The organism is Roseovarius sp. Pro17, assembly GCF_035599575.1.
In the GTDB taxonomy this organism is placed as follows: Bacteria; Pseudomonadota; Alphaproteobacteria; order Rhodobacterales; family Rhodobacteraceae; genus Roseovarius.
The window spans coordinates 2,602,303-2,621,697 of record NZ_CP141179.1; the positions used below are offsets into that span (position 1 = coordinate 2,602,303).

At 62.1% G+C, this 19,395-nt stretch carries 16 protein-coding genes; 8 read left to right on the forward strand and 8 right to left on the reverse strand.

The window, feature by feature from the left end:
• The first annotated feature begins 145 nt into the window (after positions 1-145).
• Both U3654_RS12715 and U3654_RS12720 read left to right on the forward strand, forming a co-directional pair.
• A complete protein-coding gene (locus U3654_RS12715; RefSeq protein WP_324751922.1) occupies positions 146-1,255 on the forward strand; it encodes an efflux RND transporter periplasmic adaptor subunit in 1,110 nt (369 codons plus the stop codon).
• On the forward strand, positions 1,252-4,317 hold the full coding sequence (locus tag U3654_RS12720; RefSeq protein WP_324751923.1) for an efflux RND transporter permease subunit: 3,066 nt from the start codon (positions 1,252-1,254) through the stop codon (positions 4,315-4,317). The genes U3654_RS12715 and U3654_RS12720 overlap by 4 nt, the downstream gene beginning before the upstream one ends.
• 54 nt (positions 4,318-4,371) lie before the next feature.
• On the opposite strand, the gene U3654_RS12725 is transcribed toward U3654_RS12720, so the two are convergent.
• The 4 genes from U3654_RS12725 to U3654_RS12740 are packed head-to-tail and all read right to left on the reverse strand — an operon-like array spanning position 4,372 to position 7,713.
• Positions 4,372-4,923 (reverse strand): hypothetical protein, encoded by a 552-nt coding sequence (locus U3654_RS12725; protein ID WP_324751924.1) that lies wholly within the window; start codon positions 4,921-4,923, stop codon positions 4,372-4,374.
• On the reverse strand, positions 4,920-6,038 hold the full coding sequence (locus tag U3654_RS12730; RefSeq protein ID WP_324751925.1) for an exo-alpha-sialidase: 1,119 nt from the start codon (positions 6,036-6,038) through the stop codon (positions 4,920-4,922). The genes U3654_RS12725 and U3654_RS12730 overlap by 4 nt, the downstream gene beginning before the upstream one ends.
• A complete protein-coding gene (locus U3654_RS12735) occupies positions 6,039-7,022 on the reverse strand; it encodes an NAD(P)H-quinone oxidoreductase (RefSeq protein WP_324751926.1) in 984 nt (327 codons plus the stop codon).
• 10 nt (positions 7,023-7,032) lie between these two features.
• The gene (locus U3654_RS12740) at positions 7,033-7,713 is read right to left on the reverse strand and encodes a COQ9 family protein (RefSeq protein ID WP_324751927.1); all 681 of its coding nucleotides are present in this window, start codon (positions 7,711-7,713) and stop codon (positions 7,033-7,035) included.
• A 330-nt stretch (positions 7,714-8,043) separates the two neighbouring features.
• On the opposite strand from U3654_RS12740, the gene U3654_RS12745 reads away from it, so the two are divergent.
• Positions 8,044-8,709, forward strand: coding sequence for a hypothetical protein (locus U3654_RS12745; RefSeq protein ID WP_324751928.1), 666 nt, complete (start codon positions 8,044-8,046; stop codon positions 8,707-8,709).
• A 268-nt stretch (positions 8,710-8,977) separates the two neighbouring features.
• On the opposite strand, the gene dctP is transcribed toward U3654_RS12745, so the two are convergent.
• Genes dctP through U3654_RS12760 form a run of 3 tightly spaced genes read right to left on the reverse strand, consistent with a single transcriptional unit; the run spans position 8,978 to position 11,922 of the window.
• A complete protein-coding gene (gene dctP / locus U3654_RS12750) occupies positions 8,978-10,060 on the reverse strand; it encodes a TRAP transporter substrate-binding protein DctP (RefSeq protein WP_324751929.1) in 1,083 nt (360 codons plus the stop codon).
• Positions 10,061-10,087: 27 nt separating this feature from the next.
• Positions 10,088-11,413 carry a TRAP transporter large permease subunit gene (locus U3654_RS12755; protein ID WP_324751930.1) on the reverse strand — a complete coding sequence of 442 codons (1,326 nt, stop codon included), beginning with the start codon at positions 11,411-11,413 and terminating at the stop codon, positions 10,088-10,090.
• Entirely contained in the window at positions 11,413-11,922 is a 510-nt protein-coding gene (locus U3654_RS12760; RefSeq protein WP_324751931.1) for a TRAP transporter small permease subunit, read from the reverse strand. Before U3654_RS12760 ends, U3654_RS12755 begins: the two co-directional genes overlap by 1 nt.
• Before the next feature lie 290 nt (positions 11,923-12,212).
• Between U3654_RS12760 and U3654_RS12765 the strand changes: the two genes are divergently transcribed.
• Positions 12,213-12,875 (forward strand): hypothetical protein, encoded by a 663-nt coding sequence (locus U3654_RS12765; protein ID WP_324751932.1) that lies wholly within the window; start codon positions 12,213-12,215, stop codon positions 12,873-12,875.
• 6 nt (positions 12,876-12,881) lie between these two features.
• On the opposite strand, the gene U3654_RS12770 is transcribed toward U3654_RS12765, so the two are convergent.
• Positions 12,882-13,916: a succinylglutamate desuccinylase/aspartoacylase family protein gene (locus U3654_RS12770; RefSeq protein WP_324751933.1), complete on the reverse strand. Its 1,035-nt coding sequence runs from the start codon at positions 13,914-13,916 to the stop codon at positions 12,882-12,884.
• A gap of 245 nt (positions 13,917-14,161) precedes the next feature.
• On the opposite strand from U3654_RS12770, the gene U3654_RS12775 reads away from it, so the two are divergent.
• From U3654_RS12775 to U3654_RS12790, 4 genes are all read left to right on the forward strand, one after another.
• A complete protein-coding gene (locus tag U3654_RS12775; RefSeq protein WP_324751934.1) occupies positions 14,162-14,599 on the forward strand; it encodes a universal stress protein in 438 nt (145 codons plus the stop codon).
• A 15-nt stretch (positions 14,600-14,614) separates the two neighbouring features.
• The gene (locus U3654_RS12780) at positions 14,615-16,165 is read left to right on the forward strand and encodes an alanine/glycine:cation symporter family protein (protein ID WP_324751935.1); all 1,551 of its coding nucleotides are present in this window, start codon (positions 14,615-14,617) and stop codon (positions 16,163-16,165) included.
• A 127-nt stretch (positions 16,166-16,292) separates the two neighbouring features.
• Positions 16,293-17,591, forward strand: coding sequence for an ABC transporter substrate-binding protein (locus tag U3654_RS12785; RefSeq protein ID WP_324751936.1), 1,299 nt, complete (start codon positions 16,293-16,295; stop codon positions 17,589-17,591).
• Positions 17,592-18,048: 457 nt separating this feature from the next.
• Positions 18,049-19,341, forward strand: coding sequence for an ABC transporter substrate-binding protein (locus U3654_RS12790; protein WP_324751937.1), 1,293 nt, complete (start codon positions 18,049-18,051; stop codon positions 19,339-19,341).
• The last annotated feature ends 54 nt before the right edge of the window (positions 19,342-19,395 follow it).

Here is a 19,395-nt window from a genome sequence, read left to right on the forward strand (position 1 = left end):
TCATGATCTTGATAACGCCGCCGGATACGCTCCGGCGGCGTTTTTCGTGGGCGTGGGGCATAAATAAGGGCATGACGTGCGCGTATCGCGAGCTATTGTGCTAAAACAGCATCACCCCGACCCTCAGCGCCTGATCCGAAAGCCCATGGACAAAACACCACTCTGGAAGCAGCTCATTCTCAGCGCTGCGCTGATCGCGGCGGCGGCGGGCGCGTGGCATTTTCGCGACGACCTGTCTGCGCTGTGGCAACCGGCGCAGGAGGAGGCCACGCAAAGCACGCAGCCCAGCGACGACGCGGGCGTTCCGGTCCTCGTCGCCGAGGTGGCGCTGGCCGAGGACAGCCTGTCCTTCGCCGCCGTTGGCACCGGCTATGCCCTGCGCTCGGTCACGCTGCGCGCACCGGCGGGCGGTGAAATCACCGCGCTGGAGGTTGCGCCCGGCCGCCGCTTTGACGCGGGCGACGTACTGATGCGCCTCGACGATACCGACCAGCGGCTGGCGGTCGCATTGGCCGAGGCGCGGCAAGAGCGCGCGGCCTCCGAGCAGAAGCGCTATAGTGGCCTGCGCGATACCGGCACGACCACTGCGGCGCGGTTCGAGGACGCGATGACCGCCTTTCGCATCGCCGAGATCGAGCTTGACCGCGCCCGCGCCGATCTGGATGATCGCGTGCTGCGCGCGCCCTTTGACGGGATCGCGGGGCTGGCGGCGGTTGAAGTGGGCGACCGGATCACCCTTGGGGACCAGATCGCCAGTTTTGACGACCGCAGCCAGATTCTGGTCGAGTTCGACCTGCCTGAGGCGTTGCTGCCCCGTACCAGTGTGGGCATGAGTGTGCGCGCCACCTCGCCCAGCACCGACGCAGGCAATTTGAACGGCACGATCACCGCCATCGACAGCCGCGTCGCCGCCACCAGCCGGACAGCCCGCGTGCGCGCCGCGATCCCGAACGATCCCGACGTGCTGCGCCCCGGTGCATCGTTCACCGTGACGCTGGACCTGCCCGGCGCGCGTTATCCCATCCTGCCCGAGTTGGCGCTGCAGTTCTCGGGCGGCACGGCGCAGGTCTGGCGCGTCGATGACGAGGGGCGTGTCCAGCCGGTCGAGGTGCGTCTGATCCGCCGACGGGGCGGATCGGTCATCGTCGACGCCCCGCTGACCGAGGGCCAGCGCATCGTCGTCGAAGGGCTGCAACGAATGCGGCCGGGCCGCGCGGTCGACGTACTCAACAGCCCCGCGCCCGGCGCAACATGAGCGACACTGGCGGCATCAGCGCACTCAGCGTCCGGCGTCCTTGGCTGGCCGCCGTGATGAACCTGCTGATCGTCATCGCCGGGATCGGTGCGCTCTGGGGCGTCGAAATCCGCGAATTGCCCGATATTGACCGCCCCGTCGTGTCGGTGCGCGCCAACTATCCCGGTGCCTCCCCCACGACGCTCGACGCCGAGGTCGCCGCGCTGGTCGAGGGCGCGGTGGCACGGGTGGCGGGCGTCACCTCGGTGCGCACCTCGTCAGAAGAGGGCAATTTCAGGATGAGCGTCGAATTCAGCGCCTCGCGCGATCTGGACACGGCGGCCAGCGACGTGCGCGAGGCCGTCGCGCGCATTGAGCGGCGATTGCCGGATGGCGTCGAGGACCTCTATGTCGTCAAATCCGAGCAGGACGCCAATCCGATCCTGAACGTCGCGATTTGGAGCGAAGCACGCCCCATCGACCAACTGACCCGGCTGGTCGAGGACGCCATCATCCCTGAGTTCACCGCCGTGCCGGGCGTGGCCGAAGTCGTCGTCTTTGGCGACCGCCAGCGCGTCTTGCGGGTCGAGGTCGCGCCCGAGCGCCTCGCCGCCTTTGGTCTGTCCATCGACGAGGTGGCGCAAACGCTGCGCGCGGCGCAGTTCGACGTGCCGGTGGGCAGCTTTGGCGCGGACGATCTGGAGGTGCTGGTGCGTGCGGACGCGACCGTCACCGACCCCGATCGCATCAGAGAACTAAAGGTGCGCGGCTCTGTGCGCCTCGGCGATGTGGCAGATGTCTATTTCGGCCTTGCGACGGCGAACAGTGTCGCGCGGCTGGACGGGCGGATGGTTCTGAACCTCGGCATCGTGCGACAGGCGCAATCGAACACAGTCCAAATCTCGGACGACGTGCGCCGCGCAATCGAGCGGTTGCGCCTGCGCTTTGACGAGCTGGGGTTTCAGATAACCTCTGACAGCGCAATCTTCATCAAGGGTTCGATAAAAGAGGTCGGCAAATCGCTGGCCTTTGCTCTACTGATCGTGATCGCGGTCATCTGGCTGTTCTTTGGCAAGCTGCGCACGGTCCTGATTCCGGCCATCACGATCCCCATAGCGCTGACCGGATCGCTGGCGGCGATCTGGCTGATGGGTTTTTCGATCAACCTGATCACGCTGTTGTCGCTGGTGCTGGCAACCGGCCTTGTCGTCGACGATGCCATCGTCGTGACCGAGAACATCCAACGCAAGCGGCAACAGGGGCTGGGCCCCCGCGCCGCCGCCGCCATCGGCGCGCGCGAGGTGTTCTTTGCCGTTATCGCCACCACGGCGACGCTGATCGCGGTTTTCGTCCCAATCTCGTTCCTGCCCAGCGACGCAGGCAGGCTCTTTACCGAATTCGGTTTCGTTCTGGCCGTCACGGTCGCGATTTCATCCTTTGTCGCACTGACGATGTGCCCGATGCTAGCCTCGCTCAGCGGTGACATGGGCGGCTCCACCGGCCCCTTGGCGCGCCTTGGCGGTTGGCTGGCGGATGCCTACGCCGCGCTTATCACGCCTATGATCCGCGCCCCGCTGGTCACGCTGGTCGCCGCCTCGCTGTTGGCCGGAACTGCCGCGCTGGTCTATGGCCAGCTTGGCGAAGAGCTGCTGCCTGAGGAGGATCGCGGCGAAATCTCGGTCTGGATACAGGGGCCGGACGGGACCGGCCTCGCCTACACCGATCGACAGGTCGAGCGCGTCGAGGTGATGATGCAGCCCTTCGTCACTGAGGGTCTTGCGCAGGGTCTCTATTCCATCACGGGGCGCTATGACCTCAATCGTGGCAGCATCGGTCTGCGCCTTGTGCCATGGGACAGGCGCACCATATCACAGGCCGAGATCGAGGCGAAAATTCGCGATCAACTGGATAATCTGGCTGGCGCGCAGGGGCGCATTTTTAGTGGCAACAGCCTTGGGCTGCGCGGCTCGGCGGGGGGGCTTAGCATCGCGCTGACAGGGCCATCCCACACGCAGATCGCCGAAACGGCATTCGATTTTGCCGAGGCGATGGAAGGCGTTGCGGGCCTGTCGGATATCCGCGTGCAATATCAGGCGACGCAGCCCCAGCTGAACGTGCTGGTGGACCGCGCCCGCGCCTCCGATCTGGGGGTCGAGATGTCGGCCCTGTCGACCACGCTGCGCGCCTTGATCGACGAGGACGAGATCGCGGAACTGACGATCGAGGATGAGGCCGTGCCAATCATCCTGCAATCCAGCGCCGGCGCCGTGCGTGACCCTGCGGACCTGCTGAACCTCTACGTGCGCGGGGCCAGCGGTGCGCTGGTCCCGCTCAGCCAATTGGTCAGCTTTAGCGAAAACGGTGTCGCCGCCGAATTGGACCGCCACGCCCAGCGCCGCGCGATCGAAATTAGCGCCTCCATCGCGCCGGAGACGCCCCTGCGCGACGTCATCAACGACACGCGTGCGCTGGCGGACACTGAGTTGCCCGACGCCATCGGCCTCATATTGCTCGGCGAGGCGGCGTCGCTCGATGAAACGTCGAGCGCCCTCACCGCCACCTACATCATCGCTCTGGTCGTGGTCTTTCTGGTCCTGCTGGCGCAATTCGAAAGCCTGACCAGCGCGCTAGTGGTGATGACGACTGTGCCCTTCGGCCTCTGCGCGGCGATCTACGCGCTTTTGCTGACAGGCACGACGATCAACATCTACAGCCAGATCGGTGTGCTGATGCTGATCGGCGTCATGGCCAAGAATGGCATCCTGCTGGTCGAATTTGCCGACCAGTTGCGCGATCGTGGCGCCACCGCCCCCGAGGCGGCACTTCAGGCGGCCAAGGCACGGCTGCGCCCGATTTCGATGACGCTGATCTGCACAGTCATGGCTGGCCTGCCCCTGATCCTGGGCACCGGGCCGGGGGCCGAGGCGCGCGCCGCCATCGGTTGGGTCGTCTTTGGCGGTCTGGGCCTTGCCGCCGCCTTTACCCTGTTTCTGACGCCAGCCGCCTACGCGCTGATCTCGGCCGCGTCCAGCGCCCGCGCTGCCAGTGGCGACGCCTTGGATGCGGAGTTGCGGAACATCTGACGCGCGCGCCTTTTGGGGCTGGAAATTCTCAGGATTTACGGGACCCAGCCGCCTTTAAAACAGACGCAACACCAGCACTACCGCCACTGCCGGTGCCAGCGCCGGGTGCAGCACGTGATCGAAATAATTACTGCTGCCCCAGCCCGCCAACCACATCGCCTGCCCCGTCACCGCCAACAACGGGACGAAGACCATCCCCTGCGCAAAGCCATATGCACAAAGCGTCAGCACCATCAGTGCCACCGGGATCGGCGCATAGCCCAGCCGATAAACATCGACAGGCATTACCCCCGCTGCGCTGGCGAGAAACGCAGTGTAAAGCACCAGAAAGACCAGCAATTCGACACTGCCAAAAGGTTGGACCGGCACGCCCAGATGCGCCGTCATCTGGCGCAGGATGATGAACGGCAGCACCGCCCCCACCGGCCCAAGCAGCGCAACAATACCGCGCAGCGGCACGGTATCGCGCAGCAGGAACGCACAACCAAGGCCAAAGATCAGCCCCAGAGGCACGGCCATCTGCGGCTGCATGCCAAAGCCAAGCAGCGCGAACGCGAGCCAACCCAGCAGCGACGCCAGCCAAAGGACGCTCAGCGCGCCGATCATCGCGCCAACGCCCAAGCCAGATTGAACACATGCGCACGAATTCCCCGCTTGGCCGCTGTGCTATAGGCCAGCATGATCCGCCCGTCCGGCAACGCGCGCATCATTGGATAGCGTGCATCGCCCGCACCACTCTCGAGCATTTTCAGATGGCGCCATGTGTCGCCGCCATCCTCGCTCAGCGTCAGGTTCAGGATGCCGCCATCGCTTGCGTCGTCATTGACGGCCATCAGGATCGCACCATCGCCGATGCCCAGCGCCGCGACTGGCGCGCTGGGATTTGCAATATCCGTCTCGCTCACCGCATCCCACGTGCGTCCGCCGTCATTGGTTCGGCTGATCAGCAACCGGCGAGAGCCGCTGTCGAAATTGCGCAGGAACGCGACCGCGCGCGCGCCGTCCAGTGGCACGATCATCGGCTGGATCGCCTTCATCCGGCCGGGCATCCGACGCATGTCGCGCACGCGGCCCCGCCCGTCCAGCCGCACCAACGCGCCGTAGGTCGCGCCCATCTCGAAATAAGCGGGCAATGCGTGGCTGCCATCTGCGTAGGCGACCATCGGCGACTTGACCAGAAACGAACGGTTGAGCAGCGGCGACAGGTTCAGCTTGCGCGCGCTGAGCGGCCCGTCCGGCCCCATCCGCACATCCGCGACCGACGCCATGGCCCAGCCGCCCACCGACACAGCAGTGGTATAAAGCGCGTCCTTTGCGCCGTCGTTTTGCACGGTATTGCCCAGCGTCACGACCAGTTGGCGCGGCTCAAACGCGTCCGCTAGCCCACTGCGGGTTAGGCGCGGGCGTATGTTGGACACCGTGCCGTCCGCAGGGATATCGGCGCCAACGATATCGACATCCGCCTGCGCCTCTTGCGAGCCGGCAAACCACAGGATACTGGCGCCGGTCCCGTTCAGGATCACGGCGGGCGAGTGAGCGACGCCCGTCTCAGCGGTATAATCGAGCACGGTCTCGAACAATGGCGCACCGCCCTGCTCCAGAGGCACAGGCACAGCCCATTCCCAAGACAACGCCGCATCGCGCGTAATCGCCAGCGCGCTCAGCCCCAGACTAAGCACACCCAGCGCCAGAACGGCGATTTGCACTGCGCCAAGGCCCATCTAGCCGACCTTCAGGACGATCTTGCCGATATGCGTACTACTCTCCATATGCGCGTGCGCCTTGGCGGCGTCGGCCAGCGGATAGGTGCTGTCCATCACTGGCCCCACGCGGGCCGCGGCCAGCAGCGGCCAGACGTCGCGACGCAGTGCGTCGGCGATGCGGGCCTTGGCCAGATCGCTTTGGGGGCGCAGGGTGCTGCCGGTGATCGTCAGGCGGCGCATCATGACATGGGCAAAGTTCAGCTCGACTTTGGGTCCGCTGAGAAAGGCAATTTGCACCAGCCGCCCATCATCCGCCAGCGCACGCACGTTGCGCGGGATATAGTCGCCGCCCACCATGTCTAGGATCAGGTTCGCGCCGCCCTCTGCGCGCAGGATCTCGACGAAATCCTCATCGCGGTAGTTGATCGCCCGCTCGGCACCCAGCTCAACACATTTCGCGCACTTCTCATCTGTTCCGGCGGTGGCAAAGACGCGCGCGCCCAGCACATGCGCCAGCTGGATCGCCGTCGTGCCGATCCCGGACGAGCCGCCATGCACGAGGAATTGTTCACCCGCCTGCAAACCGCCACGCTGGAACACATTGGACCAGACGGTGAAGTACGTCTCGGGCAGGCAGGCGGCCTCGGCCATGCCCATGCCGTCGGGGATTGGCAGGCAATGCGCGGCAGGCGTGGCGACGTATTCGGCGTAACCGCCGCCGGGCAGGAGGGCGCAGACCTTGTCGCCGACGCTCCAGTCGCTGACGCCGTCGCCGATGGCCGAAACCTCGCCCGACGCCTCGAGGCCGGGCAGGTCGCTGGCGCCGGGGGGCGGGTTGTAGGCGCCGGCGCGTTGCAGCGCATCCGGGCGGTTGACGCCTGCATAAGCGACGCGGATCACCACCTCGCCCGCGCGCGGTTGCGGCCGGGGGCGGGTCGTCAGTTTCAGAACCTCCGGCCCGCCCGCCTCGGTGATCTCGACGGCTTGCATTGTCTCGCTCATGGGGGCTCCTTCAGGAATTTGGGGGCCAGTGGCCGGGCAGGTCGCTGCGTGATTTGGGCGCGCGGACATGGCTCAGGATCGCCATCGGCCCGGCCATCAGGGCGCTGGCCAGCTTGTTGTCTTTGGCCTTGGCCTTGATTTTCTCAATCTGCATGACGTCGTCGATGCGCCGGTCTAGGAATTCCCACGTCGCCACATTGCCGGGGCTGTCATCGCCCAGCCAGTATAGGACGGTCGAGCCATAAACGCCCGATAGCGTCGCGCGTTTGGTGTACCAATTGATGTCGTCAGAGGTGTCGCCAAGCGCGGTCCAGATGCGATCGGCTGTGCCCCAGATCGCTCGCGCACCGTCGGCGGTGTGCTGTGGCAGCGCGAACAGGGTCGTGCCACGGCGGACCATTTCACGCTCGCCCGCCTCCAGCCGATAGCGCACGGCGGCGGCGATCCGGTCGCGGAAACGCATGTCGCCCAGATCCGCCTGCGCCAGTCGGCCCAGCATCGCAGCGTCGCCTGCGGTGTGATAGGCCAGCGCCAGATCAACGGCCCCGCGCGGCAGGGCGGCGCGGGCGATGGTGGGGTCAATCCCGGCGTCGCGGGCAGAGGCGACAAAGGCCGCATGGCTCCACCCTTCAAAGGGCACGTGGGCGGCGGCGGCATCCAGCATTTTGGCTATGATTTCGGCGTTCTGCATGGGGTCCTCCTGATGGGCCCATACTAGACATTTTGGGCGTGCTTTGCTATAGGGGGCTCTTCCTGCAATTTTGAAAATTTAACTTGGAAGGTGGTGACACCAGATGCAGGTTAGTGTGCGGGGGGATAATGTCGATCAGGGGCTTCGTGCTCTGGAGGAGAAGCTGGGGCGCGAAGGGACGATGTGAGTCATCGCTTTGATGCAGTCTTGACCGAGACGTTTGAGATTTGAAGGGCCCTCTGAGCGTTGGCTTCGGCGGTTTTTTGTTTTGGGGACCGCCGGAAACGCAACATATTCGTTGCGTTTCAGTTGCGCCAATAAGTCTCACATATGGAAAGCAAAGCGCCAAAAAGAGTTCCCGCGTCTAAGTCGTTGCTTTTCGTTGCGCTCCGCGCAAATTTGAGCTACAAGTCTCGTATGAATGATTCTGTCCATGAATTTTTGCTTCAAGCAGTCAAACGCCTTCAGCGTGAGATTGATAAGCATGAGGCAACAATTGCCCCTTTGAGAAAAGACCTTGAAGATGCAAGGCGCGCCCTTGCAGCCATCGAAGTTGCAGGGTCAACCTCGCCTTCAAAAACTCAAAGTCTAGAGTCTCAGGGAGAGGCAAGCTCCGCAGTCCCTTCACTATCAGGTCTTACAATGAAAGAGTTGACGATCAAGGCATTGTCAGAACACTACAAGAACGGCGCAACCGCCGCGCAACTGATTGAGTATTTTGCATCTGAGTGGGGGCGCACTGATATTTTGCGCTCCAGCTTCAGTCCTCAATTGTCTCGTTTGAAGAATGAGGGCGCCGTTAAACTTGTTGGAAAAACTTGGCACCTTCAAAGAGAAGAGGTCAAAGAGAATGAGCCGCCCGAGGGCGGCTCAGAAATCGAAGAGGCTGCAACCTCTTCATATCAGGCGGGTCGAATGACCATGCCTGGATTCTCACCAACGCCCTCTCGGGTGGCAGACCCTGCCCTGCACAGCGGCGGGGAAGGAGGTGAATGAACCATGCCCAGGTATGGTGTGTCGCGCTGGCACCCTTCGCCAATAATATGGTGAAGTCGCGGGGGGAGGGCTTAGGCTCTCCCCTTCTTTATATCACAATCAACTGCTAGTCAAGAATCCTCGAGTAAATCCAGCATGTTATCGTCGAGCGCGGCAATGTAACACGGGCGTTTACAAGAGCTTAACTCCCAAAAAGAAGCCCGTTGAGGCAAAAAGCCCCCGCCAATCAGCGGGGGCCCTCCATCACTTCAACCTAAACCCGCAAACCTTACATGCAGTCTTTAATCGTCTGCACGTCCGGTCCGTTCGGTGTCCGTCCCAGATTGAACGGGGCCGACGCGTCACGCCACTGGGCGTAGTCGTCCAGATATTCCAGCATCGACACATAGACCTTGGCCGAGTTGGGGTTCTCGCAGGCGACCTCGATGATGACCTCGTTGGCCATTTCCTGCACTTTTGCCAGCGTCTCGTCGTCGTAGCGGTTGATCTCGACCGCTTCGTCGAACTTGGCGTAGGCTTCGGTCGCGCGCTTTTCGGTGAAGGCCAGCGACCACATCATCGTGGCGTCCGCCGCGATTTGCAGTTTCTCGCGGGTCTCATCGCTGAGGGCGTCCCACGATGCCTTGTTGATCATCACGCCAAATACCGACGCCGACTGGTGCCAGCCCGGTGTCGCCCAGTATTTGGTGACCTGCTGAAAGCCGCCCGACCAGTCAACGTTGGGGGTCGAGAATTCGGCGCCGTCGATCACGCCGCGCTCAAGCGATTGATAGATTTCGCCGCCCGCCATGGAAACTTGGCTACCGCCCAGACGCTCCAGCAGTTTGCCCTGCTCAAGGCCCGAGAGGCGCAGACGCTTGCCCTGAAGGTCGGCGAGGTTGCGGATCGGCTCGTTCGAGCGGAAGCCGGATTCGTTGTTGGTGATGCCGTAGGGCAGATAGACCATGCCGTAATTGCCGTAGATCTCGTTATAGAGGTCCGCGCCGCCCCACTGCTGAATCCAGTTGGCGTAATCGACAGCGTTGAACAGCGACGGCGTCGTTGCCAGCGCGGAAAACGCCGCGTCACGGCCAGCCCAATAGCCCGGCCAGTCAGCGCCGGCCTGAACGGTGCCGGATTCGACCGCGCCGAACACCTCGCCCGCAGGCACCAGTGATCCGCCCTCAAAGAATTCGATGGTCAGCTCGCCAGTGGTCAGCTTGTTCGCGAGGTCAACGAAATGCTTGTCCGTCTCGATCAGTTCCAGCGACGAGGGCCATGTGGTCGTCATGGTCCAGCTTTCCTGCGCCAGTGCCTGCCCCGCGATCGCGGTGCTGGCGGCGGCGGCCAGAAGTGTCAGTTTAACAGTCATGCTTACTCTCCCTTTAATGGTAGCATTTTATTTTGCGTAGAGAACGCTCGGCAGCCATTCCACCAGCGGCGGAAAGGCGGCGACGAGGATACACATCAGCACGATCAGGCCGATGAACGGCATGACCCCGCGGATGATATGGCCGGTGCGCACTTCCTTTGGCGCGATGGCGCGCAGGTAGAATAGTGCGTATCCGAATGGTGGCGTCAGGAACGATGTTTGCAGCACGACGGCCATCAGGACGACAAACCACAGCAGGCTGACATCCGGCATTTCCTGCACGATAGGCAGAAAGATCGGAAAGGATAGCAGCACGATGCCGGTCCAGTCCAGAAATGCGCCAAGGATAAAGACGATGGCCATCATCATGGTGATCAACAGCCAAGGCTCCATATCCAGCGCGCGGATGATATCCTGCGTGGCGCGCAGGCCGCCCGTGATGTTGAAGACGCCCGTGAACGCCGTCGCGCCGACGACAATAAAGAGGATCATGGCCGAGGTGCGCCCCGTCTCCAGCATGGCGCCGTAGAAGGTGCGCCAGTGAAACCGGCCGCGCGATATTACGATCATGAGGGCAAGGCCCGCGCCGATCGCCGATGCCTCGGTCGCCGTGGCGATGCCCGCCAGCAGCGAGCCGAGGATGCCAAAGATCAGCACCAGCGGCGGCAGTGCCTCGATCAGCAGCATCCGGATCAGGGCGGGGCGGCTGATTTTCTCGTCCGGCTCGACCGAGGGGGCCAGGTCCGGGCGAAGGACCGAGATGATATAGACATAGGCCGCATAGCTGAGGCCCAGCAGGACGCCGGGGATCATCGAGCCTGCGAACAGATCACCGACCGTTAGTGGCGAATAGCTGGCCATCAGGATCAACATGATCGACGGCGGGATCAGGATGCCAAGGCAGCCCGAGGCCGCGATCACACCTGTCGTCAGCGTGGGCGCATAGCCGTATTGCAGCATCGGGCGCAGGGCCATGACACCCATCACGGTGATCGACGCGCCGATGATGCCGGTGGTCGCCGCCAGCAGGATCGAGATGAACACGACCGCCAGCGCAAGGCCGCCGCGCACGTTGCTGAGCAACAGGCGCAGCGCCTCAAACATTCGGTCGGTAACGCCTGAATCTGATAAGAACCTCGCCATCAGCACAAAGAGCGGAATGGCGATCAGCGTGTAATTATCCAGCACGTCGCCGAATATGCGGTTGATGACAATGCCCAACACCATAGTCTTGCCGGTGATGATGGTCGTCAGGACGGCAGTGCCGCCCAGCACGAAGGCCAGCGGGTGACCCATGAAGAGGCCAGCCACCAGCAGGCCGAACATAAGGAGGGCGATCAGTTCGGGGTTCATCAGATCACTTCCTCGGATGTGGTGTCGACGTCGAGGATGATCTTGAGCACCTCCGCGATACCTTGGACCAGCAGCAAGGCCGCGGCCAAGCACATCGCCATTTTCAGCGGATAGACCGGCATCTGGATCGCGCCATAGGTCACTTCGCCCTGGTTCCAGGACTTCATCGCGAAATCCCATGAGCGAGTGGTAAAGACATAGGTGAAGGGAAAGAAGAAGATGACGTATCCCGCCACGTCGATGATGCGCTGCCAGAGGTGGCTAAAGCGTTCGGTGACGATATCAACGCGCACATGCGCCTTGTGACGCAGCGCGTAGCCGCCCAGCATCACAAAGTAAAATCCGTAGAGCTGTTTGGACACGTCGAAGGCCCATCGTGTCGGATCATTGAACGCGTAGCGCATGACTACGTCATATATGATGATGGCCGCGAACATGATCGCGACGACCACGACGATGCGACCGACGACCTCGTTCAAGGCGTCGATGACGCGGATTACACTCAGCATTTTAGATCCATCTAATATCTCTCCCGGTAGCATCGCGGACTCTATTGGTCCGCTTGATTTTGGCGCAGCGCCCACATGCGGGCGGCGGCGTCGCACGCCCGTTGTCGGCGCGTTTCTGCTACATTCCCTTACCCTTAGCGTTTCGCTGGCCGATTGCAAGTCCGGCAACGACACCATCCTAAGGGTTACCTAACGGCAGGAAGGCATTGGCGTTTGGCCTTGATGCATCCGCGCCGCTCGCCTATCTGCTGGGGCATGCCCCTGCCCCTTTTTCGAAGGATACGCGCGCCATGACCCTGCTTCGCAAATGTGACACAGCGCTAATGACCGTCATCGTGCTTACGCTGATCGCGACGGTGATCCTGTCGCTGCTCGCGCCCGATTTCTTTAGTCTTGTTTTTGCCGCCGAGGACGGTCCGGTGGAATACGGCACCGCGCTGTTCCTGCTGATTGCCAGCGGCATTATGGCGCGCCATGCCGCATCGCTGTGGCGACAGGGACGCCGGGGGGCGGCGCTGCTGACAGGGATTTACGGGCTAATGTTTTTCATGGCGGCGGGCGAAGAAGTATCGTGGGGCCAGCGCATCATCGGTTGGGAATCGGGCGAGTTTTTCCAGCAGCACAACAAGCAGGATGAGACGAACCTGCACAATCTGATGATCGGCGACGTGCATTTGACCAAGTCGCTGTTCGGTCCGGTCCTGACGATCTGCATCCTGCTCTATCTGGTGGGTCTACCGCTGATCTATCCCAAAGGCGGGCGTATCGCCGCGCTGGCCGATGCGATGGCCGTGCCGGTGCCGTGGCTGAAACATGCCGCTATCGCGCTGATTGCGTCGCTGATCATCGCCGTGCTGGACGTTGATCGCAAATGGGAGGTCTACGAGCTGATCTTTAGCCTGCTGATCGTGTCCATATTCCTGCTGCCGCAGAACCCGCACAAAACGCGCTAAAGCGTTTCAGAGGATCTCATCCTCGTCGAACAGCGGTTCGGCGTCCATCTGGGCGGTGACGCCGTCGGCTGCGAACTCTCCGCGAGTCGTGCTGGCGATGTGAAACAGCGCCTCGCCCTCATAGACCACCGGCATGTTGCTGCGCCCGATGACGATGCCGGCCTCGTCGCAAATCACCTCGACCTCCAACTCGCCGAACGGATCGGTGACGGCACCCAGCACCGTGCTTGCCTCGACCGCATCGCCGATGGCGCGGTAGCTGCGAAAGAGGCCGCCCGCAGGTGCGCGAAACCAGCGGGACGCGCTGCACATGACCGTGGCCGTGCGCGCCTTGGGCACGCCCTTTTGCGCGACCATGCCGAGGGTCTGCATGACGCGCAGGATGCCCGCCATCCCTGACCGCGCGGCCAACTCATCAAAGCGCAGGCCCTCGCCGCCCTCATAGAGCAGCACATCGACGCCCGCCTCTTCGGCAGCCATGCGCAGCGATCCCTCGCGCAATTTCGAGTTCAGCATCACCGGCGCACCAAAGGCGCGGCCCATCTCGGCAAGGCGGTCATTGCCCGGCGTCAGGCGGATCTGTGGCAGGTTGCAGCGATGGATCGCAGCGGAATGCAGATCAATCCCGATTTCGGCGCGCAAGACTACCTCACGCATAAAGATATCGGCGAGGCGCGAGGCCATCGAGCCCGCAGAGCCGCCGGGAAAGCACCGGTTCAGATCGCGTCGGTCAGGCAGATAGCGCGCATTGTTCAGGAACCCGTAGCTGTTCACGATTGGCACGGCCAGCAGCGTGCCAGCCAGCGATCTCAGCGGGCCCGCACGCAAGAGGCGGCGCACGATCTCGACCCCGATCACCTCGTCACCGTGAATCGCGGCCGAGACGAACATCACCGGACCAGGCTTGCGCCCGTGGACCACATGCACCGACAGGTTGACCGGCGTGTGATCCGACAGCGTACTGACGGGGATATCCACCGTGCGGCGTGTGCCCGGAGCGATGTCGTGGCCTGCGATGGAAAACGGCTGGCTGGTCTGCATGGGCGCGCCTCATGTGGGTGTTTGAAGGGCGATAGGCGGTTTCGACGCGCCTGTCTATCAACCCGCAACATCGCCAACACCCGGCGCGCATGGGCGAACATCACAAATATTGATCGCTTTTTGCAATTTTCTGTTACGATTCGGCCTATCCGCCGTTTTTGTTCGCAAAAGGTGCGCCATCTGACGGTCCACTCAGCGCGACAGCAACGATTGCGGGGGCAGAAAACTCTGGGAGGAGACAGGATATGACGACGAAACTGGTAGTGGGCCTTGATGGTCACGCCTCAGGCGAGAGGGCATTGGCACACGCGAGCCGCCTTGCCGAATTGATCGGAGATTGCGAACTGGTAGTGACCTATGTCGTGGAATGGTCGCCCTTTTCGTTCCAGACGGCCGAGGAAAACGAGCAACGCCATAAGCGTCGCGAGGAAGAGATCGAAACCGCGCTGGAGCGTGTCGTCAATCCGGCGGTCAAAAAGGTAACCGATGCAGGTCTCAAGGCGCGCGGCGTCGTGCGCCACGGCGACGTTGCCGACACTTTGATCGCCATTTCCAAGGACGAGAACGCCGAGCAGATCGTCGTCGCGCGCACGTCAGAGGGCGGTTTTGCCCAGCGGCTGTTTGGCAGCTCCACCTCCAACCTCGTGATGAGCTCGACCGTGCCCGTCACCGTCGTCAGCTAAGAAGGGACACCCCCAATGAATTATACACAAAAGGCATTTCTCGCCGCTGCGGCCATCGCCGCACCTGCGGGCGCCATGGCCCAGGAGGCCGCGTCGCTAGACCAGAAGGTCAACGAGGCGTTCGCGAGCGCCACCGGCCCCTTCGTCAACCTGATCTTTGCCCCCTTCCCCGGCACGACGTTTCCATGGATCGTGATGTGGCTGGTCGTCGGCGCCTCGATCTTTACCCTCTATTTTGGCTTCGTTCAGTTCCGATACTTTGGCCACGCGATCAAGCTGGTCAAAGGCGATTATGCTGACCCGAATGACGCTGGCGAAGTCAGTCACTTTCAGGCGCTGACCACCGCGCTATCAGGCACCGTGGGCCTCGGTAATATCGCGGGCGTCGCGGTGGCTGTGGGTATCGGCGGGCCGGGTGCGACGTTCTGGATGATCCTCGCGGGCCTACTGGGCATGGCGTCGAAATTCACCGAATGTACGCTGGCCGTTAAATACCGCAACGAATATCCCGATGGCACCGTGTCCGGTGGCCCGATGTATTACATGAAGAAGGGCTTTGCCGAGCTGGGCCTGCCGGGTGGTGGGTTCCTCGCTATCATGTTCTCGATCTTCTGTATCCTTGGTGCGCTCGGCGGCGGAAACATGTTCCAGGCCAATCAGGCCCATGCGCAAATCGCCGGTATCGTCGGCGACTATCCCGGCTGGATCACTGGCCTCGTGTTCGCAGGCGTCGTTTTCGCCGTGATCATCGGTGGTATCAAATCCATCGCCAACGTCACCGAAAAGGTCGTGCCGTTTATGGGCATCCTCTATGTCGGTGCTTCACTGATCATCATCTTGATGAACTATGACCAGATCGGCGCCGCCTTCGGTGCGATCTTTGCCGGTGCCTTTACTGGCCTTGGCGTGGCAGGCGGCCTTGTCGGCGCGCTGATCCAGGGCTTCAAGCGGGCGGCATTCTCGAACGAGGCCGGCGTCGGCTCGGCGGCCATCGCGCACGCTGCGGTCCGCACGAAGGAGCCGATCACAGAAGGCTTTGTGTCGCTGCTGGAGCCGCTGATCGATACGGTCGTGATCTGCACGATGACTGCGCTGGTCATCACCATTTCGGGGCAGTTGATCGTTAACCCAGAAACCGGCCTCTTTGTTCTGAACGAGGCGGGTACGGCAATCGCCACTGTCGGTGACACCTCGGGCGTCGCGCTGACGTCGGCGGCGTTCGGATCGGCCATCAGCTGGTTCCCCTACGTTCTGGCGATCGCGGTCGTACTCTTTGCCTTCTCGACCATGATCTCTTGGTCCTACTATGGGCTAAAGGCGTGGACCTACCTCTTTGGCGAGGGCAAGACATCCGAGCTGATCTTTAAGGTGATCTTCTGCGTCTTTATCGTGATTGGCGCTGCGGCCAACCTTGGTCCGGTCATTGACTTCTCGGATGCGGCGATCTTCTCGATGGCTGTGGTCAACATCTTTGCGCTCTACTTCCTGATGAAACTGGTGCGGCGCGAGCTGAACTCCTACACCGGGCGCCTGAAGTCGGGCGAGATCCAGGCGTACGCTCACTAAGAGCAGACGTTTCGACTGAAAATGAAAGCATCCGCGTTTCGGCGCGGATGTTTTCTTTTGAGTATTTATCGGAACAATGAAAGATCTTGGGCGACAGGGTGGCGCGGGCGCTGGTAGGTTTCGTGTCATGACCGAATCCAGCTTTGCCCATCGCCTCGCCGTGCGCAGCGCGCTGCCCCGCCTGAATGCAGGCACACGGGCCACGGTCAATATCGGCTTTCTCGGCCCGCTCAGCGGCCCGGTCGAAAGCTGGGGTCTGCCGGGCCTCAATGGCGCGCGTATCTGGGAGGATTGGCTGAACGATGCAGGTGGGCTGCTGATTGACGGGCAGCGGCATCCGGTGCGCATCCATGCGTTTGACTGCGGTTATGACCCCGATCATTCGATGGAGGGCGCGCGGCTGATGGTGCAGCGTCATGACGTCGCCCTGCTGATGATGCTGGGGGGCGACACGTTCACGCCGGTGCGCGATTTCCTTATGCGATCAAAGGTGCTGACCTCGACATTGCTGCCTTCGGACCTGTCGCCCGATACCCCTTGGCTGATCGCGCCCAGCGAGCTGCATCCGATCTATACCGTCACCGGCGTCGATTGGCTGGCGCGGGCCCACCCCGAGCTAAGGACGGCGGCGATATGCAGCCAGACCGATGCGCTGGGATTGCCGTCGCTGGCCACCTACCGCGCGGCGTTCAAGGCGGCGGGGATCGGCCTAAGCAAGGAAATCCGCTATGATCCGGACCTGACCGATCCGGCGGCCATCGTCGATGCGATGATGGAGGGCGATCCCGATATTTTGTGCTGGTCTACCAGCTATACTCCGATGGTCCATGCGATGACGGAATACGCGTATGCCAAGGGGTTCAAGGGGCAGATCGTGTCCTGCACCCTGGACAATTACCCAGCGCTGGTCGCGCGCACCTCGGCGGAATTCATGGAAGGCACGCTGTTCCAGTTCCCGGATTTCGACGACCCGATGCTGCGGGAAAAGGCGTTCTTCTTTAACCAGCCGGACATGTTCTTTGAGGAGTATAACAGACGCTTTCCGGGGAGCTGGAGCGCGGTCAGCTGGGAATATGTCGCCACGCTGGAAATCTGGCAGGCCGCCGTGGAAAAGGCCGGCAGCCTTGCGCCTGCCTCGGTTCTGGCCGCTATGAAACAGTTGGGGCAGGTCACCCACGCCTTTGGCCCCGCGCAATGGTGGGGCGATGAAATGTTCGGCATCTCGAACGCGCTGGTTGGCGATTGGCCGGTTGTCACCGTGCAAGGCGGCAAGGCGCGCATCGTCGAGTTCGGGTCGATCCCCGCTTGGCTGGGGCGTCATGGCGGGCTGCTACGGCGCGAGATGTCGGATCTGGGCCAGCTCTGGGAACAGCGGCTCGCCAATGGCGGCTGGGCGTTTTCCGGCACGGGGGATGAGCAGAAATAGAGCAGTTCGCGCTCCGCATGTATCAAGCGTGACTCGCCCCGTTTCTGGCTAAGGATTCTCAGCAGAATTCCGAAAATCGGCACCTCTCGGGCGGTTGAGCCACGCTTTGACGAGAACTCCGGTTCAAGAATTGGTCTATTAACCCAGACCGGAGGCGCAAGGTGCGACATTTCGCAACATGTTGTTTAAAAATGATAAATGCCCTGTGGCATTTCGACGCAACTTGATCGAGCGCACAATTGGTTCAAAAAACTGAACCACGAAGCAACAAAGTTTCTTGCTTGTGAAACCAGCCCACTGTTACCCTTTGGGCGAGACCGGACCGATCCTTTCCTCGCTGCCCAAAAGCTCGGCGCGCGCGGGTGCCTGCGCCAAGCAGGCTGGATAAACGCCTGATTTTCCGGTCTCCAAGATATGCGCCGCGTAAAATTTGCGGCTTCAACATGGGAGAAACTAGATGATTTCCAAGATTATGGCTGCGGGCCTGTCACGCCGCACCTTCCTGAAAAGCACGGCCATCACCGCCGTTGGTGCCAGCCTGCCCAGCATGTCGCTGGCCGCGGGCGAGCCGATCAAGATCGGCTTTCTTGCGCCGCTGACCGGCGCGGTCGCCGCATGGGGCAAGCCCGGCCTTGATGGCTGCGAAATCTGGGCCGAGCGTGTGAATGCGGCCGGTGGGATCGAGTTGTCGGATGGCAAGCACCCCGTCGAATTGGTCAGCTATGACAATGAGTATGACCCAGCCAAGGCGCGCACCGGCGCGACCCAGCTGATCCGCGAGGATAATGTCAGCTTTATCATGATGCTGGGCGGCGATACATGGCCCGGCGTGCAGCCTGTGGCGGACAAGACCGGGATGCTGTTCTCGACCCTCCTGCCCTCGGACCTCAGCCCCGACAGCACCACGCTGATCGCGCCGACCGAGGTGCATCCGATCTATCTGGTCACCGGCGTCGACTATTTGGCCGACACCTATCCCGATGCAAAAACTGCCGTGATCTGCGCGCAGGATGACGCTCTGGGCCTGCCGTCGGTCGCGACCTATCTGGCCGCGTTCGAGGCCCGCGATATCGAAGTGTTAGAAGAGCCGCTGCTGTTCGATCCAGCCACCACCGACTTTGCGCCGATCGTCACGCGCCTGATGTCCAGCAACCCCGATATCATCTGCCTCGACACCTGCTATTCGGACTATGTGCACCCCATCTGCGAGCAGCTGTTCCAACAGGGCTACAAGGGCAAGATGATCAGCGCGACCGCCGATTTCTATGACCAGATGATCGCCAAGACGTCCAAGGAATTCATGGAAGGCTTCATCTTTCAGTTCCCGGACTTCGACGATCCGGCACTGGCGGGCGACAACATCAACTTTGAGGATGCGAACGGCTTTTACGAAGCCTATGCCGAACGTCACCCCGGCCAGTGGGGCGCGGTTAGCTGGGAATATGCATCAATCATGGACCTATGGAAGGCCGCCGCCGAAAAGGCCGGCTCAGCCGATCCCGAGGCCGTCATCACCGCCATGAAAGAGGGCGGCACTGGCAAACACGCATTTGGCGACGCCAAATGGTGGGGCACCGAGCTGTTCGGCATCGACAACGCGTTGGTCGGTGACTGGCCCGTGGTCGTGATCGAGGACGGCAAGGCCGTCATCAAGGGCTTCAAGTCGATCCCCGACTGGTATGACCAGCACGGCGACCTGCTGATCAAGCACATGCAGGCTTACGACCAGATGTACGATCAGCGCGGCTGATACGTCACTGACCGCGGCGCGGGAGTCCCCCTCTCGCGCCGCTTTTCTGCCCCC